The organism is Acinetobacter baylyi DSM 14961 = CIP 107474 (genome assembly GCF_000368685.1).
GTDB classification, from domain to species: Bacteria; Pseudomonadota; Gammaproteobacteria; order Pseudomonadales; family Moraxellaceae; genus Acinetobacter; species Acinetobacter baylyi.
Genome location: NZ_KB849628.1, coordinates 820,780 through 838,512, shown reverse-complemented (window position 1 = coordinate 838,512; position 17,733 = coordinate 820,780). Strand labels below are relative to the sequence as shown.

15 protein-coding genes are annotated in these 17,733 nt (G+C 41.5%); 11 read left to right on the top strand and 4 right to left on the bottom strand.

What is annotated here, in order from left to right; all coding sequences use genetic code 11:
• Positions 1–77: 77 nt before the first annotated feature.
• Positions 78–1,550 carry an MFS transporter gene (locus F952_RS13255; protein WP_004928601.1) on the top strand — a complete coding sequence of 491 codons (1,473 nt, stop codon included), beginning with the start codon at positions 78–80 and terminating at the stop codon, positions 1,548–1,550.
• A 93-nt stretch (positions 1,551–1,643) separates the two neighbouring features.
• On the opposite strand, the gene F952_RS13250 is transcribed toward F952_RS13255, so the two are convergent.
• Both F952_RS13250 and F952_RS13245 read right to left on the bottom strand, forming a co-directional pair.
• Positions 1,644–2,954 carry an ammonium transporter gene (locus tag F952_RS13250; protein ID WP_004928600.1) on the bottom strand — a complete coding sequence of 437 codons (1,311 nt, stop codon included), beginning with the start codon at positions 2,952–2,954 and terminating at the stop codon, positions 1,644–1,646.
• A 184-nt stretch (positions 2,955–3,138) separates the two neighbouring features.
• Positions 3,139–4,005 carry a LysR family transcriptional regulator gene (locus F952_RS13245; RefSeq protein ID WP_004928593.1) on the bottom strand — a complete coding sequence of 289 codons (867 nt, stop codon included), beginning with the start codon at positions 4,003–4,005 and terminating at the stop codon, positions 3,139–3,141.
• A 98-nt stretch (positions 4,006–4,103) separates the two neighbouring features.
• On the opposite strand from F952_RS13245, the gene F952_RS13240 reads away from it, so the two are divergent.
• Complete coding sequence (locus tag F952_RS13240; RefSeq protein ID WP_004928590.1) at positions 4,104–5,255, top strand: MFS transporter; 1,152 nt, start codon at positions 4,104–4,106, stop codon at positions 5,253–5,255.
• Positions 5,256–5,352: 97 nt separating this feature from the next.
• Here F952_RS13240 and F952_RS13235 read toward each other — a convergent pair whose 3' ends face one another.
• Positions 5,353–5,949, bottom strand: a complete 597-nt coding sequence (locus tag F952_RS13235) for a helix-turn-helix domain-containing protein (RefSeq protein ID WP_004928588.1) — start codon at positions 5,947–5,949, stop codon at positions 5,353–5,355.
• 288 nt (positions 5,950–6,237) lie between these two features.
• Between F952_RS13235 and glnT the strand changes: the two genes are divergently transcribed.
• The 5 genes from glnT to F952_RS13210 all read left to right on the top strand — a co-directional run bounded on the left by glnT (position 6,238) and on the right by F952_RS13210 (position 12,329).
• Positions 6,238–7,629 (top strand): type III glutamate--ammonia ligase, encoded by a 1,392-nt coding sequence (gene glnT, locus F952_RS13230; protein ID WP_011182542.1) that lies wholly within the window; start codon positions 6,238–6,240, stop codon positions 7,627–7,629.
• 47 nt (positions 7,630–7,676) lie between these two features.
• The gene (locus F952_RS13225) at positions 7,677–8,600 is read left to right on the top strand and encodes a class II glutamine amidotransferase (protein WP_004928583.1); all 924 of its coding nucleotides are present in this window, start codon (positions 7,677–7,679) and stop codon (positions 8,598–8,600) included.
• A gap of 30 nt (positions 8,601–8,630) precedes the next feature.
• Positions 8,631–9,359 (top strand): GltB/FmdC/FwdC-like GXGXG domain-containing protein, encoded by a 729-nt coding sequence (locus F952_RS13220; RefSeq protein WP_004928580.1) that lies wholly within the window; start codon positions 8,631–8,633, stop codon positions 9,357–9,359.
• 27 nt (positions 9,360–9,386) lie between these two features.
• A complete protein-coding gene (locus tag F952_RS13215; protein WP_004928578.1) occupies positions 9,387–10,721 on the top strand; it encodes an FMN-binding glutamate synthase family protein in 1,335 nt (444 codons plus the stop codon).
• A gap of 426 nt (positions 10,722–11,147) precedes the next feature.
• A complete protein-coding gene (locus tag F952_RS13210) occupies positions 11,148–12,329 on the top strand; it encodes an ABC transporter substrate-binding protein (protein ID WP_004928576.1) in 1,182 nt (393 codons plus the stop codon).
• Between the two features lie 15 nt (positions 12,330–12,344).
• On the opposite strand, the gene F952_RS13205 is transcribed toward F952_RS13210, so the two are convergent.
• Positions 12,345–13,346 (bottom strand): GntR family transcriptional regulator, encoded by a 1,002-nt coding sequence (locus tag F952_RS13205; protein ID WP_004928573.1) that lies wholly within the window; start codon positions 13,344–13,346, stop codon positions 12,345–12,347.
• A gap of 276 nt (positions 13,347–13,622) precedes the next feature.
• Here F952_RS13205 and F952_RS13200 point away from each other — a divergent pair, with 276 nt between their 5' ends.
• The 4 genes from F952_RS13200 (at position 13,623) to F952_RS13185 (ending at position 17,731) form a co-directional block, all read left to right on the top strand.
• Positions 13,623–14,552, top strand: a complete 930-nt coding sequence (locus F952_RS13200) for a LysR family transcriptional regulator (RefSeq protein ID WP_004928570.1) — start codon at positions 13,623–13,625, stop codon at positions 14,550–14,552.
• Positions 14,553–14,914: 362 nt separating this feature from the next.
• Positions 14,915–16,141, top strand: a complete 1,227-nt coding sequence (locus tag F952_RS13195; RefSeq protein ID WP_004928569.1) for an NRAMP family divalent metal transporter — start codon at positions 14,915–14,917, stop codon at positions 16,139–16,141.
• Positions 16,142–16,153: 12 nt separating this feature from the next.
• On the top strand, positions 16,154–16,918 hold the full coding sequence (locus tag F952_RS13190) for a LamB/YcsF family protein (protein ID WP_004928566.1): 765 nt from the start codon (positions 16,154–16,156) through the stop codon (positions 16,916–16,918).
• Entirely contained in the window at positions 16,919–17,731 is an 813-nt protein-coding gene (locus F952_RS13185) for a putative hydro-lyase (RefSeq protein WP_004928559.1), read from the top strand.
• Positions 17,732–17,733 lie beyond the last annotated feature (2 nt).

Below are 17,733 nucleotides of genomic sequence, written 5' to 3'. Positions count from 1 at the left end.
TATAAATTTTTAATTATTTTATTTATTTATATCTCAACCTATATATTAAGTTATACGAATAATGGGTTGTGTTTAAAATGAGTCAAATCAATTCGATTGATGCCAATCGATATGAAATTAAAAGTTCAGCCGATGTTTCAAGATTGGTCTCAAAATTTGCTGGACAGGGGAAAAGTAATAAAGTGATTTGGTTGGCATTGATTGGGGTATTTATCGATGCATATGATCTTACCACCTTATCTTTTGGTATAGATCAAGTGGTACAAGAGTTTTCACTGACTCCTGTTATGACTGGTGTCGTTGCCTCTGCCATTATCTGCGGAACCATTGTGGGTAATCTTGTTGGTGGCTGGCTAACCGACAAAATCGGACGCTATCGAGTCTTTATGGCCGATATGGTGCTGTTTGTCATTGCGGCTATTGTTGCAGGTTTTGCACCCAATGTATGGGTTTTGATTATTGCACGATTTATTATGGGAATTAGTGTTGGAATAGATTTACCTGTTGCCATGTCTTATCTTTCAGAGTTCTCAAAGTTTAGTGGTAAAAGTAACAAGGCTGCACGTTTAGCGGCATGGTGCCCAATGTGGTATGCAGCTTCTTCGGTATGTTTTGGAATTGTCTTGGCATTATATTTTTTATTACCACCCGAACATATCAATTGGTTATGGCGTGCTTCTCTAATTTTTGGTGCTGTTCCTGCTTTGTTTATTATTTTTATTCGAAGTAAATACTTGACTGAATCTCCTATTTGGTTAGCCAATCAAGGCAATTTGGCAGGAGCTGCCAAAATTTTACGTGAATCGTATGATATCAATGCTTTTGCAAGCCCTGAACCTGTAATAAAAAAAGCAGCAATTAAACCACCTAAACTCAGTTTCAAGGTGCTATTCAATAAGACCTATTTGCCGAGAACTATTGTTTCTTTAGTGATTCATGTTTCGGTCGCTTTTCAATATACAACGATTGCCTTCTTTCTACCGTCAATCTTAATGCGCTTTTTTCATACAGATGTGTTAACTACCATTACAACAACGTTAGGATTAAACCTGCTTTTTGCATTTACTGGTGGTTTACTCGGTATATATGTTGCGAGCCGCTTGACATCTAGACATATTTTACTTGTGGGATTTTTCTTGCAATTCATCGCTCTAATTGTTTTATCGTACATTGGAGAGCCTCAGAATCCTTATCTGGTATATACCGCGATTATCATGTTGGGATTATGGTTGTTCGCAGAAGGTTTTGGGCCTGGCGCACAAATGATGGTTTATCCAACTATGGCATATCCCGCCGAAATCCGTGGAATTGGCGTTGGTTTTAATCGTGCTGTAACTGGCGTGGCACAGGCCAGTGCGATGTTTTTACTTCCTATCTGGATGGCACGTTATCAAACCGATGTGTTTTTAATCATCTCTATTTTTGCTGTTATTCCGCTGGTTGTGATTGGACTGCTGATTAAGTATGAACCTACTGCACAGGATATTGATGCGAAAGATCCTGAACATGATAAAAAGTCAGGTTTGGATGCTGTAGCTGTGGCAGATTAATCATTAAAACCTGCAAAAAATAAGAACCTAAATTTAGGTTCTTATTTTTGATGGATCTGGATAAATATAACCGTCAATTATCACATAGCGTATTTAATTGTAGGCACGTTCATTATGATCACTGACATCGAGTCCTTGTTGTTCCTGTTCAGATGTAACGCGTAAACCAATAGTTTTGTCGATAATCTTCATAATAATCCAAGTGAATACACCACAGTAAATGACGGTTAGAGCAATACTGGCAATTTGAGCTGTGAGCTGTTTAACCAGATCAACATCCTGATTGCCGCCCAGTGCAGGAATGCAAAAGATTCCGGTCAGAATACAGCCCGCCATTCCCCCAATACCATGTAGCGCAAATACATCCAAAGCATCATCGAAACCAAATTTGCGTTTGAGCCCTGTTACGGCAAAGAAGCAACATAAGCTGGTTATCAAACCGACTGCGATTGCACCAAAAGGGCCAACATAAGCAGCTGCAGGGGTAATACCAACCAAACCTGCAATGACACCAGACGCAAGCCCCAATGAGGTCACTTGTTGAGTCATGATTTTTTCAATCATTATCCAGCCTACAATTCCACCGCAAGTTGCAATGGTGGTGGTCATGAGTACCAGTCCCGCTGTGGTATTTGCTGCCAGCGCTGAGCCGACATTGAAGCCGTACCAGCCTGCCCATAATAGAGCAGCGCCCATCATGGTAAACACCAGATTGTGAGGAGGCATGGCTGTGGTCGGCCAACCACGACGTTGCCCAACAACGATTGCACCTACCAGAGCAGCAACACCCGAATTGATGTGTACAGCCGTTCCACCTGCAAAATCAAGTACGCCCCAGTTATGCATAATCGCGCCTGGACCGCCCCAGACCATATGTGCCAAAGGCCCATAGACCAAAACCAGCCAGAGTGCACCAAACAACACCACAGCACCAAACTTCATTCGTTCTGCAAAACCACCAAGGGCAATACAGGGTGTAATCATGGCGAAGGTCAAACCAAAAATACACACCACGTATTCTGGTACTCCAGCAATGAGAGTCTGGTCTGTAATTCCTGCCATAAATGCTTTGCCAAAGCCTCCTATAAAGCTATTCAGATTAAGGCTGCCTTCACTCATATGCGTAGTATCTGCCACAATGCTATACACAATTGCGATCCATAAAATACCGACGGCACCTGCAACGGCAAAAAACTGGGAAAAAATAGACAGCACATTTTTTGCTCTGAGCATTCCGCCATAAAACAGTGCCAGACCAGGAATAAACATGATCAGCACCAAAATTGCAGAAACCATGAGCCATACAGTCGAAGCAGCATCAAAAGGCGTATCGGCAGCACATGCATAAGCAGGCATAAGCGTTAACAGACACAATCCTAATTTTTTGAGTATATCGGAGGACATGATGGAGACTCCTAACGGGAAAAGAAAATGAAAAAATCTTTTTATTCCTAATGGGAATATTAATTTCATTTTATTAAAGCAATTCTTATACCATGATGGTTTTTTGCACTAAATTTTCTCAGTGTCAGACCTGATCAAGTTGCCTAAATAGCCGTTAGTAGATGCAATGAGGATTTTGATTTGATTACTGAAATGAAGGATGCTCTGCAAAGAGCTGGATCAGATGATCCATCACAGTTCTGATTCTTTTGGCTGTAATCAAGTTACTGTGTGCCACCAACCAGATGGGTTGTTCAACTAGAGTGTTATCATTGATTTGAACAAGTCCTAATTGATTTGCAATAAAGTCTGGCAACAGACCAATACCTAAGCCAGATTTCACAGCATCGATTTGTGTGGAAAGACTATTGGTTTCAATCTTAAAATTTTGGTTTCGTGTAAAGTCTTTCATCCAGTGTGCAAGTGACAAATGTTGATGGGTATCTGCCCAACCTACATAATGACATTGATCAGGATGAAGATCATGGTCTTGAATAAACTTCATGTAAGACGTGGCGGCATAGAGTCCAAAACGAAGTGTTCCTAAGCGTTTAATGGTGAGATTACCAACGTCAGGTTGAATCGTTCTAATGGCTAAATCGGCATCTCGACGATGCAAGTTAGTGAGTTGAACGCCACTGTTAATTTCAATACGTAACTCGGGATGGCGAGAGAAAAGCGACTGTAAGGAAGGAATTATCAAACCATTGGCCAGATTTTCTGAAACGGCTAAACGAACCAATCCCTGTGCTTGTGCATGATTCTGTCCACTTTCTGTCAGGCTGAGTGCTGCATTTTCGAATGCTTCTGCATTACTAAGTAAGGCTTCACCTTCGAGTGTAAGTTGATAACCTGTTTGATGTCGCGTAAACAGCGTCATGGCCATATCTTGCTCTAGGCGCTCCAAACGCCTCGATACGGTGGCAATACCTAAATTTAATTTTTCGGCAGCGGTGGTGAGTGTGCCTGTTCGGGCAACTGCAAGAAAAACTTTCACATCATCCCAATGCATATATTTTCCAAAAATGAAAAACTGATTTCAATTATTATCTATATAAATTTCAATCATGGAAATAGATACTTCGGCTTTCGCATATTGAGGATACATAAATGTCTTTAAAATTATGGATAGCTTTGATTGTTTTAAGCCTGAGTAGCTTTGCCATTGTCACAACCGAATTAGCGCCGATAGGTTTACTTTCCGCCTTGGCACATGACTTGAATCAAAGCGAAGCCATCACTGGACTGATTGTGACGGGATATGGCTGGGTGGCGGCTATCTCGGCGCTATGCTCGATCGTTTTACTAATTCGGTTTCCACGAAAAATGGTCTTAATGGCCATGCTGCTGATTTTGGCAATTTCGAATATCATCGTGGCCTATAGTTCATCCTTTAATATGATTTTTTCTGCGCGTATTGTCGGTGCAATTGCGCACGGTAGCTTTTGGGCCTTGATTGGAGCTGTTGCTTATAGTCTGGTTCCGAAACATAAACTGGGTTTGGCTACATCAATTATTTTTTCAGGTGTTTCAGTTGCGAGTATTTTGGGTGTACCTCTGGCGAGTTATCTGACTCAACTGAGTAGCTGGCGGTTGGCGTTTGAATTTCTGGGCCTTTTATCTTTCATTATTTGTATTTTAATTCTACTTTTTGTTCCTAAAATTCCAGATCAAGCCCCTTTAGCATCAGGCTTTTTTAAAAAAGTGCTCCAGCATTCGACTTTAAATCGTTTATTTATTCTGACAGCACTGATCATTTCTTCACATTTTGCTGCATTTACATTTATTGAACCCTTTCTGAGTCAAATCGCACATCTTGCATCGGGTCAGATCACATTACTTCTTCTTGTTTTTGGTTCGGCAGGTTTGGTGGGGAATATCCTTGCTGGAAAATTCATGGATCAACATTTACAGACAATCATCTTGGTCAGTTTAGTATTCATTTCGGGGAGCGTGTTTGCCTTTGGATATTTGGGAGATCAGGTTACTTTTAGCATTGCGGTCACCTTTTTGGCGTTGTGGGGTGTTTCGATTGCAACTATATTTGTAGGATTACAAACTTGGGTTTTAAAGCAGGCAGGTGATTTGGCAGGTGCAGCCTCGGCAATCTATGTTGCAGTTTTTAATGCCAGTATTGGTCTGGGTGCACTAATGGGGAGCTTCATGCTGCAATATGCCACGCTTAATCGGGCATTTGAAGTCATTGCAATCTTTCTAATTTTTAGTCTTTATCTTCTGCAAAAATTTAACCGAACGCATTAATTAAAAATTGAATCGTATCTCTATTTCTGATGTTATCTAACTATGAGAACGCTATAGAGAAATAGAAGATACGATTGCTTCAGGTCATGAAAAGCAATTACTCTTCGCTGCTTCCATAATTCATTACAGACAAGAGACGAATAGGCACCTGCACTAGTTTCTCTGGTCCATGAGGAATTTCACCTTCCAAAGTCAGGCAATCTCCTGGCTGCATGTGAAAAACTTCCTGTCCATGTCGATAAATCAGCTCTCCTTCAACTAGATATAGCATTTCTGTACCTGGGTGAGCGAAGGTCGGGAATTCTTCACTGGCGTCATCCATACTTACCAGATACGCCTCAAAGTTCTTTCTTGGGCCTCTAGAATGCGTTAATAGACGATAAGTATGGCCTTTTTCAGTACCGCGGCGTACCACCTCCATACCATCTCCAGATTTAACCAGCATGGCATGACTTTCCTGTTGGTCATATTGACTAAATAAAGTTGACATTGGAATACCGAGTACGTCGCAAAGACGGCTCAAGGTTTCTAGGCTGGTAGACACTTGTGCATTTTCAATTTTACTGAGCATGCCCTGACTGATTCCCGCGATTTGAGCAACCTCTGAAAGTTTGAGGCCTTGTTCCTGACGATGGCGTTTAATTTGAATGCCAATATATTGTTCCAGCTTCACGCTGTTCTTGGTTTGTCTCATTATGGTTCAACTCTGCACTATTTTGATCATGATTGATTGAAGATTTTACTTAAAACAAAAAATAGATGTGATAAATTTAAAAAAATCTTGTGGTGAAATATATATTCTTGATGGGAATATATGGTTTTCAGGCTCCTGATGAAAAAAATGAAGGAATTTTAAAAGTTGGCAAGAGATTTGCTTTCTTAATAGGAAATAAAGTTTCTTATACTGAAAGATGAATCATGTAAGACCACGATGCATTTTTCAAGCCAAATACAGTTTTGCCATATTAGGAGTATGTCAATGATGTTGCAGCAAGCCGTGAAGGAGATGTTTGATCATCATGAATTGACCAGTCAACCCATGTACCGACCAGAAGTACAAAAGGTCATTGATCAGCATCATTTAAAATATGTTTTGGCGCAATTTGTTGATATTCATGGTGCTGCCAAAACCAAGTCGGTTCCCATTTCAGGTTTGAAAGCGATTGAAAAAGACGGTGTTGGATTTGCAGGTTTTGCTATTTCTGGTATGGGAATGCAACCCCATGGTCCTGACTTTATGGTGAAAGGCGATTTATCCACTCTAACTCCTGTGCCTTGGCAACCGGGTTACGGACGTGTAGTTTGTGAAGGCTATGTTAACGGCAAGCCGCATCCTTACGATTCACGCTATGTATTACGTCAGCAAGTAGAACGTTTGAGTGCGCAAGGCTGGACCTTAAATACTGGGCTTGAGCCAGAGTTTAGCCTGTTTCGCCGTAGCGAAGATGGCAAACTGAAAATGGTCGATGACTCCGATAATCTGGATAAACCTTGTTATGACTATAAAGGCTTGTCTCGTTCACGTGAGTTTTTAGAGCGTTTAACCGAAGCTCTCATTCCAGTCGGGTTTGATATTTACCAGATTGATCATGAAGATGCCAATGGTCAGTTTGAGATCAATTATACCTATGCAGACGCCATGAAGTCGGCAGATATGTTTACCTTTTTCCGTATGGCTGCGGGTGAAATCGCCAATGATTTGGGCATGATCTGTTCATTTATGCCAAAACCTGATCCAAAACGTGCGGGCAATGGTATGCACTTCCACCTATCAATTGGCAGTGATGAATGCAGCAACCTGTTCCATGATGCCAGTGATCCAAGTGGGATGGGCTTATCCAAAATGGCCTATCACTTTATTGCAGGTTTACTTGAGCATGGTCCAGCACTCTGTGCTTTTTGTGCGCCCACGGTAAATTCTTATAAACGCCTTGTGGTGGGCCGTTCACTCTCTGGCGCGACATGGGCACCTGCGTTCATTGCTTATGGTGGCAACAACCGTTCAGCCATGGTGCGTATTCCATATGGTCGTATCGAGCTGCGCTTACCCGATGCAGGCTGTAATCCTTATCTGGTGTCGGCTGCCATTATTGCAGCAGGGCTTGACGGAATCGAACGTGAATTGATGCCACCAACTGCATGCAATGAAAACCTCTATAGCCTTGGGCTTGAAGAGATTGCAGCACGCGGCATTCAAACCTTACCGCAGTCACTCAAAGAAGCCATTGATGCACTTAAGGCAGATCCATTGTTTGCACAGAAAATGGGATCTGAAATTGTGAATGAGTTTATTGAACAAAAAAGCATGGAGTGGGTGGAATACTGCCGTCATGTGTCCGACTGGGAAATTCAGCGTTATACCGAGTTTTTCTAAAGCATTAAACAACAGACAGATTAAAAATTAAATTTTGGAGACATCCTATGTGTGGAATCGTTGGTTTATATCTTAAAAATCCTGCGCTCGAATCTCAGCTTGGCAAATTGTTTGAACCGATGCTAGAAGCGATGACTGGTCGTGGCCCTGATAGTGCAGGCTTTGCGATTTATGGTGATGAAGTTCAGGATGGCTGGGTCAAATTAACCTTGCAAACGACAGATGAAACGTTTAACTGGCAAGGATTTGCAGAAAAGCTTCAAGCTAAATTATCTACAGGTTTTGACTGGTTTCAAAATGCAACTGCTGCCGTTGTAAAAGTTGAAGCAGATGAAAATACAGTACGTGCTGCCATCACTGAAATTGCACCTGAACTAAAAATAATGAGTGTCGGGCAAAGTATCGAAATTTTAAAAGGCATGGGTTTACCTGTGGAAATTTCTGAACGCTTTGGTCTGGTCAATATGAAAGGCAGCCACATTATCGGGCATACCCGTATGGCCACTGAAAGTGCTGTGACCATGGAAGGGAGTCATCCATTTTCAACAGGTGCAGATTTGTGTCTGGTTCACAACGGCTCGCTATCGAATCATGCACGTTTGCGTCAAGAGCTTAAACGCGAAGGCATTAGCTTTGAAACAGATAACGATACCGAAGTTGCAGCAGGTTATCTGACTTGGCGCTTACAGCAGGGTGACAACCTAGAGCAGGCACTGAATCATGCACTCGATGATCTGGATGGTTTCTTTACCTTTGCCATTGGAACCCGTGATGGCTTTGCTGTTATTCGCGATCCGATTGCATGCAAACCTGCGGTATTGGCCGAGACCGATGACTACGTTGCAATGGCCTCTGAGTATCAGGCACTGGCTTCTTTGCCTAACATTGATCAAGCCAAAGTGTGGGAGCCAGAACCAGCAACTTTATATGTGTGGGAACGTTCAACAGCCAAAGCTGACACAGCGGCATAAGTACACGGTTAAGATTGAGGAATAAATAAGATGAATAGCACTGTATTGGCAGACAAAATCGACACAACATTATTAAAAGATACTTATGATTTGAGTGTGGACAGCGTTCGCGATCTCAATCAGGCATTGCATAGCAAAGAAGTGGTTGCAGAAATCTCACATTGGACAGTGAAAAAACCAGCAGGTTTACACAATATTGCTGTAGGAATTAAAGCACCGATTTCGGTCACCATCGATGGTCATGCAGGGTATTACTGTGCAGGCATGAATCAGGAAGCAGATATTGTCGTAAACGGTAACGTTGGGGTAGGCGTTGCAGAAAACATGATGTCTGGCTCTGTGCGTATTAAAGGCAATGCTTCACAGGCTGCGGGAGCAACTGCACATGGTGGATTGCTGGTAATTGAGGGTGATGCAGGCGCACGCTGCGGTATTTCTATGAAAGGCGTAGATATTGTTGTAGGTGGCAGCATTGGACACATGAGCTGCTTTATGGGCCAAGCGGGCCGTTTGGTGGTCTGTGGTGATGCAGGCGATGCACTGGGCGACTCTCTTTATGAAACCCGTATCTATGTGAAAGGAGCCGTAAAATCTTTAGGGTCAGACTGCATTGAAAAAGAAATGCGTGCTGAACATCTTGCCGAATTGGCGGAGCTGCTGGCTAAAGCGGGTTTTAACGAATCCCCAACCTCGTTTAAACGCTATGGCTCAGCCCGCCAACTTTATAACTTCAAAGTAGACAATGCATCTGCTTACTAAGATCAAACGTAGATCGGAGAAATAACCATGACACAATCAGCTACTCAATTTGAACCAGTACTACGTGAATCGGCTACGTTTGATCGTTTGACCATTCAGGAAATTCAACGTGCTGCCGCGACAGGCATCTATGATATTCGCGGTGGAGGTACCAAACGCCACTTGCCACATTTTGATGATTTACTATTGCTGGGTGCGAGTATGTCTCGTTATCCGCTTGAGGGGTATCGAGAAAAATGTGGTACCGATGTGGTTTTAGGCACACGCTTTGCCAAAAAGCCAATTCATCTTAAAATTCCTGTGACCATTGCAGGAATGAGCTTCGGTGCGCTTTCTGCCAATGCCAAGGAATCTTTAGGCCGTGGTGCCAGTATGGTCGGTACGTCTACCACCACAGGCGATGGCGGCATGACGCCTGAAGAGCGTGGCCATTCAGAAACGCTGGTATATCAGTACTTACCATCACGCTATGGTATGAACCCAGACGATTTACGTAAAGCCGATGCCATTGAGATTGTATTGGGGCAAGGGGCCAAGCCTGGGGGGGGCAGTATGCTGCTCGGAATGAAAGTGACAGAGCGTGTGGCGGGAATGCGCACTTTGCCTGTCGGCGTCGATCAACGGAGCGCCTGCCGACATCCAGACTGGACTGGACCAGATGATTTGGCGATTAAAATTGCCGAAATCCGCGAGATCACAGACTGGGAAAAACCAATTTATGTCAAAATTGGAGCAAGTCGTCCTTATTATGATGTCAAGCTTGCAGTTAAGGCAGGTGCAGATGTGATTGTACTCGATGGCATGCAAGGCGGAACAGCCGCGACCCAAGAAGTGTTTATCGAGCATGTCGGTATTCCGATTTTATCTGCCATTCCACAAGCGATTCAGGCCCTACAGGAAATGGGCATGCACCGTAAAGTACAACTGATTGTCTCTGGTGGTATCCGTACTGGTGCCGATGTTGCAAAAGCCATGGCACTGGGTGCCGATGCGGTCGCAATTGGTACGGCGGCATTGATTGCGTTGGGAGATAACCATCCTCGCCTTGATGATGAACTGAAAAAAATCGGTTCGGCATCGGGTTATTATGACGATTGGCAAAATGGCCGTGATCCTGCTGGGATTACCACGCAAGACCCAGAACTTGCCAAGCGTCTTGATCCAATCGAGGGTGGGCGTCACCTAGCCAACTACTTACGTGTACTGGTTTTGGAAGCTCAAACCATGGCGCGTGCTTGTGGTAAATCACATCTACATAACCTCGATCCGGAAGATCTGGTTGCTCTGACAGTAGAAGCCGCTGCCATGGCACGTGTACCATTGGCTGGAACCAACTGGGTACCAGGGCAGCTTCAATATTAAGCAATTGAAACAGTCATCTTAATATGAGAAAAAGCATCCAAAAGGGTGCTTTTTCTTATTTTTATTTTGTAGTTTTCTCAAAATGCTATAAATTTAATCAGTATAAATGTATTTTAAATAATAATATACTTTTTAAAAAAAATAGGTAATATATACTCTTATAATAAAATTTAATTCAATTTGTATATAAAGTAATAAAAATCAAAAAATATTTATATTTAAAATGTATAAAATTAGAAAATATTCATTCTAATTATGTGCTTTTATTTTTAATATAAATATATGATAAGTCTTAATAAATTTATTTTTTTTATTTATTCTTGATGATATAAGATTATTATGATGGTTATTTTTGATGGGATAAAAAATCTATTTTCATAAATCCATTCACTTTTTTAAGAATTACATAAAAAGAGGTTTATTTTTATGGGTGATACAAAGCCAAAATTAAGGATATTAGGTACATCGGTAACACTCATTGAAAAGATTAAATTACGAGCGGAACAAGATTTAGGGATTCAACTCGAATATATTATTTGTGACCCGCAAACTGCTCAGCAAAGAGCGATTCTATATCCTGATCAATATGATATTTACGATCACTGGTTTCATAGTATTGATCTATTATGGCCCGTTCTTTCGATTCAGCCTATTGAAACTAAGAGAATTAAATACTGGAACGAAATTAATGATTTACCTAAAAAGGGAAAATTAATCAAGGAGCAGAAAATTGCATCGGGTGGGGTGCCCAGCAAACGCTTATATGTGCAGGATAATGGAACATTATCTGATAAAGAAACACAACTGATTAGCATGTTGCCATTAACACATAATGTCGATAGTTTTATTTATTCGCCAAAATTATTGCCTTATGGTCTGAATCAGCAACAAGAGAGCTGGTCATGGTTGCTCAATCCGCATTGGGCTGGAAAGATTGCCATTCAGAATGATGCTGCAATTGGTGTGTTAGATCTCGCGATGGCGTTACAAGCGAGTCAGCGTATTGAGTTTGAAGACATTGGTAATCTTACCGTGTCTGAAATTGATCAGATGACCAAAGTATTGATGGAATATAAACAATTACAGCATTTTAAACATTTTTGGTCGGATACATCGCAAGTTTATCAATTATTAAGTAGTGGCCAAATTAATCTTGCAAGTATTTGGTATACAACGATTATTGAATTGGCGAAGACTCAAAAACTAACGGAATTTAAGGTTGCACGCCCGGTAGAAGGTTATCGTGCATGGTTTGGTGGGCTGGCACTCTCGCGCAATGTTTCGGGACGAACCAAAGATGTGGCCTATGAATATTTGAACTGGTGGCTGGATGGCTGGGCTGGTGCTGTCATGGCACGACAGGGATTGTATATTTCAAATCCTTCACGAAGCCGTAATTTTTTGAGACCTGAAGAATGGGATTTCTGGTATATGGGCAAACCTGCGAGTCAGGACCTTTTAGGTGTTGATGATGAAATTCTGATACCTCAACACCATACACGATTTGGTGGATCATATTTAGAACGAATGGGACACATCGGAGTCTGGAACTCAATTATGAATGAACATAATTATCTAGTACGTAAGTGGCATGGTTTTGTCAAATAAAACATCCCGCACATTCTAGGTCAGTCTTTCAAGATAAGGCGCAATATGGGGCTCTGGAATAATTGAAAATACTTTTAAATAATCTACGGAGCGTTTCTGAGCGCTCTGTATATGTTTTTCAAGTGCCTGAGCTGCATCGTTTACCGAACCATAAAATAATGCTTCAAATACCTGTGCATGCTCGTTGAGCATGAGATGATAGTCATTGACATGAATCGCCTGATGTAAAAGTTGGCTAATCAGGATTGAACTTTGAGCATGAATAAGAATGTTTCCCATTTTTTCATTAAAAGTGGATACATTACAAATGGTCTGGTGTAAGTCTTTCTCGATTTGCTGGATGAGTTGAAAATTGATTTGATCTGGATGATGTTGTACCTGCGTAATACGACTCGACATTTCGGTCAGTTCTGCAACAGACAACTTCACGATATTCTTTTTGAGTGCGACAGGTTCTAAAACTGATCGAATCTCATAATTTTCATTGACAGATTTTGCTGTAAGTGGTCCTGCCAGCCATTCGCCATAAGGCTCTTTTTCGATGAGACCCTGAATATGCAAACTTTTTAGCGCTTCACGAACCACGCTTCGGCTCACATTGAAAAAATCAGCAATAATGTGTTCATCTAAACGATAATGACCATATAAAATGATATTAGAAATGGTCATGTGCAGTTGATCGTAAATTTTTTCGCTCAGAAGCCGTGTGTCTAATAATCTATGTTGATCTGTACCCAGCATTTCTCTGGTAATGCTGACCCGTAGAGGCGGGATCTGTTGTTGATTGGGATTAACCAGATAGCCACGTCCTTCGAAGCGAGTAATAAGTTGTTTTTCACAGAGTAATTGTAATGCCTGACGTACAGGGACTCGGCTAGTATTGAATAATTTAGCCAGAGGGGCTTCAAGTAAGACCGTGCCGTAGTTTAAATGATTTTTGGTAATCGCAGTTTTTATAATCTCGTAAATGGTTTGATAGCGTGGAGATGTAGGTTGAGTGATTAATTTGGTTGGCATATGGAGTTAGACTTTCTATGGGAGAAGTAATTTACTTAATATTTTCAATCTATTGCCCGAATAATTTTAACGTTGATTAAATGCAACAAACAAGTATTTTAATTTGAAAAACTGCTGAATAAAATTATCGCTTTTTAAATTTAAATGAATGATATTGATAGTGATTAACCTGATACGTTGACGTTATAGCGTTTTGGCACAATTTTAGATAAGGGATAGATATTTTAGATCCAGCCAGAAGCGATCAGTGACATAAGGATATAATGGTTTTACGTCATGAATTTTAAAAGTATCGAAAATTTTTATTGGGTGGCACGTTTAAATAGTTTTAATAAGGCTGCGGTCAAGTTAAATACAACCCAACCAGCAGTTTCCCAGCGTTTGAACAGTTTTGAACAAGAACTGGGGGTGAAATTATTGGAACGTACATCTCGAAGCCTGCAACTGACTGACAAAGGCAAAGTGGTATATGAATATGCTGAAAAATATATTCAACTGAATCAGGATTTGTTAAAGGCCTTGTCTGAAAATAAAGCGATTCAAGCCACGATTCGTCTTGGGGTTGCAGAAACGATTGTACATACTTGGCTGGTTGATTTTATAGAACAAGTTCAACTGGAATTTCCGCAAGTCACCATTGATATTGTGATTAATATTACGCCAGTATTGAAGCAGGCAGTCCAATCGGGTGAGCTTGATATGGCCTTTTTACTCGAATCTGGCTGTGATTTTGATTGTATAGAATTGCCCTTATGTGAATTCCAGCATAGTTTTTTAATCGCACCTCGTTTTCATAAACGATTTATGTCAAGGCAGCTTTCACTCAAAGATATTTCTCAAACGACAATTTTGACTTACCCTAAAACCACGTATCCCTATGTCGATTTAAAAAAACAGCTCACTTTACATCAGTTTAAAGAGCCAAAAACCATTACCAGTTACTCATTGGCCACCTTAATTAAGATGACAGAAGAAGGGATGGGGATTGGTATTATTCCGCACTTGTCTGTTATTCATGAATTGCGAGAGCGACGCTTACAAATTTTACCTGCCGAACTCACTCTCAAGCCTTTTCGTTTTTCCTGTATCTATGTCGCGGGTAAAGATGATTTGGTCAAGCAGCAGCTTTCTAAAATGGCTTATCAGATTGCTCAGCAATCTTTACGCAAATTGAATAATCAATTTGATGGTGATCATTATGTATAGCAAATAAATCCCTCTACTTCTCAATCTTGCTTTTTAAATTTAAGCAGGATATTGGTGCAATATATGCCCAGTATTTGTGCATGATGCACCAATAACATATTGTTTTTATTTAAAATATTTTTGTATATATAAGTAAACATAATCACTATCCATAAGCATAGATTATTAATCTAAAACAATTTAAATATCTTATATAAATCAATTGCTTATATTTTTATAAAAAAACTGGTTAAAGATTGTACCAAGTCGTTGTGCTGTGATTAATTAAATAAAAGCCACAAGCTGTATCACAGCTTAAAACTGCTTCTACTTTAGGTCAGAGAGCTTCTGGTTTCAGGCACAGCAAAGAGCGAACATATTCTATGGAAAAAAAATCTTTTTTTAGTGAACGGCAATGGGCGATTGTTGCTTCGATTTTTTTAATGGCAACGTCAGCCATGGGGCCAGGGTTTCTTACCCAAACAGCAACCTTTACTGTAAAAATGGGTGCTGCTTTCGGTTTTGGAATTTTACTCTCAATCATCATTGATTATGTGATGCAGCAGAATATCTGGCGTGTCGTGACGCTGACACAAAAGTGCGCGCCAGATGTAGCCAATTTAGCATTGCCAGGTAGTGGTTATGTACTGGCCGTTTTGGTGATTTTTGGCGGCTTCTTTTTTAATATTGGAAACATCGCCGGTGCAGCGTTGGGATTAAATGCTTTATTTGGACTAGATACCAAGTGGGGAGGTGTGATTAGTGGTGCTTTAGCCATTCTGATTTTTGCGTCGCGTAAAGCCAGTCTGGTTGTAGACAAAAGCATGATTATTCTGGGTATTTTAAAAATTGCAATTATTGTGATTGTCGCGTTTATTGTCGCACCACCAATGGCGGATGCCTTTCATCAAACCATTCTGCCCAGTCATATCGATTTTGCCAGTATTACCACCATTGTAGGGGGAACAGTGGGTGGATATATCTGCTATGCCGGTGCGCACCGTTTACTCGATAAAGGGACAGTGGGGCCTGAACATATTGACGAAGTTGCCCGTGCTGCCACCAAAGGCATTGTGGTGGTGGGTATTATGCGTTATGTCCTGTTTTTGGCGATTTTGGGTGTAGTCGTCAGTGGTGCAACAATTGATCTGGCTTCACATAATGCCAATCCAGCCGCACAGGCATTTCAGTATGCGGCAGGTGAGTTTGGATTTAAACTTTTTGGTTTGATCTTCTGGGCTGCGGGTATCAGTAGCTCAATTGGTGCTGCCTATACCTCAGTATCATTCTTTACAGTATTTAAAAAAGATCTCAATCTGAAGCAACGTAATGTATGTACCATTATTTTTATTGCACTGGCACTTCTCATTTATGTACTGATTGGTGCAACGCCAGCCAGCCTGTTGGTGTTCGTTGGGGGCTTAAACGGTTTGGTATTACCGATTGGTCTCACCTTATTTGTATATGTGGCAGCGTGTCGTAAAGATCTGCTGGGAGGCTATCACTATCCAATCTGGTTAACCGTTTTAGGGGTACTGACGTGTTTACTTACATGGTATATGGGGTATGTCTCTTTTAATACGATTTTCAACTATCTCAAAACGTTATAAGGACGAAATAACATGCGTATCGACTTAAACAGTGATTTGGGTGAAAGCTATGGGTCATGGATAATGGGAAATGATGAGCAGATTTTACCCATGGTCAGCAGTGCCAATATTGCCTGTGGCTTTCATGCAGGTGATCCGCTTGGGATTTTTAAAACCTTAAAGCAAGCTGCTAAACTGGGTGTAACCGTTGGTGCACATGTCTCCTATCCAGATTTGGCTGGATTTGGTCGCCGTAATATGCAGCTTTCATATGATGAATTACTTACCGATGTAATGTATCAAATTTCTGCATTACAGGGTTTAGCCAAAGCTGCGGGAACAACGGTCAAATACGTTAAGCCTCATGGCGCGCTTTACAATACCATTGCCACTGATTTGCAACAGGCTCAGGCAGTGCTTGATGCAATCAAATGCCTTGATTCAGATTTGATATTGGTGGGGTTAGCGGGTTCTCCACTCATCACTTTTGCACAGCAAAATGGACTAAATGTAGTGGCTGAAGCTTTTGCAGATCGCGCCTACAATGCAGATGGTTCTTTAGTCTCACGACGCTTGGCAGGAGCGGTGCTGCATGATCCAGATTTTGTGGCAAAGCGTGTGGTGAAGATGATTCAGGAGGGCGGCGTGATTTCAATTGATGGTCATTTTACCCCAATATCTGCACAAAGTATTTGCTTGCATGGTGATACGGACGGCGCGTTAAGCATGGCAGCAGCCATTCGAAATGCTTTGCTTACCGAAGGCATTGAAATCCGATCATTCTGTGAGGTGAATTAAATGAATACATCCATTTTGGCACCCCCAGAATCTTTACTTGAGGCGCAGAAGGTACGGCTAGCAATCCGTGAAGGTTATGATCGACCTACGGCTGGCATGGCGAATGGTTTGACGCAAGTAAATATGATCTCTGTTCCTCAGGATTGGGCTTACGACTTTCTGCTTTACACCCAGCGTAATCCACAAAGTTGCCCTGTACTCGATGTCATAGATGCAGGTCAGTTTCAATCCAGACTGATTCAGGATAAACAGCATGATATCCGAACAGATTTTCCTCGTTATCGGATCTGGGAGTATGGCCAATGCGTCGATGAAGTCAATGATGCAACATCAATCTGGAACAATCATCCAGATCTGGTGACTTTCCTGATCGGTTGTAGCTTTTCTTTTGAAAGTGCTTTACTCAATGCAGGAATTGAGGTTCGACATATTACAGATCAACGTAATGTCCCGATGTATCTGAGTAATATTCCTTGTGCGTCTGCGGGTCGTATCTCTGGAAATATGGTGGTTTCAATGCGTCCAATTCCCGCTGCTCAGGTCAGTCAGGCAGTACAAATTACTGCCAAAATGCCAAGAGTACACGGTGCACCTGTACATATTGGTGACCCCAAAAGTTTAGGAATTGCCGATCTTTCCAAGCCAGATTTTGGTGATTTTCCACGTATATTGGACGGTGAGATTCCCGTATTTTGGGCATGCGGTGTGACGCCACAAGCAGCAGTCATGCGCTCTAAAGTACCTTTTGCGATCAGCCATGCACCTGGATATATGCTGATTACAGACGTGCCAGATCAAGCATGGATGCTATAAAC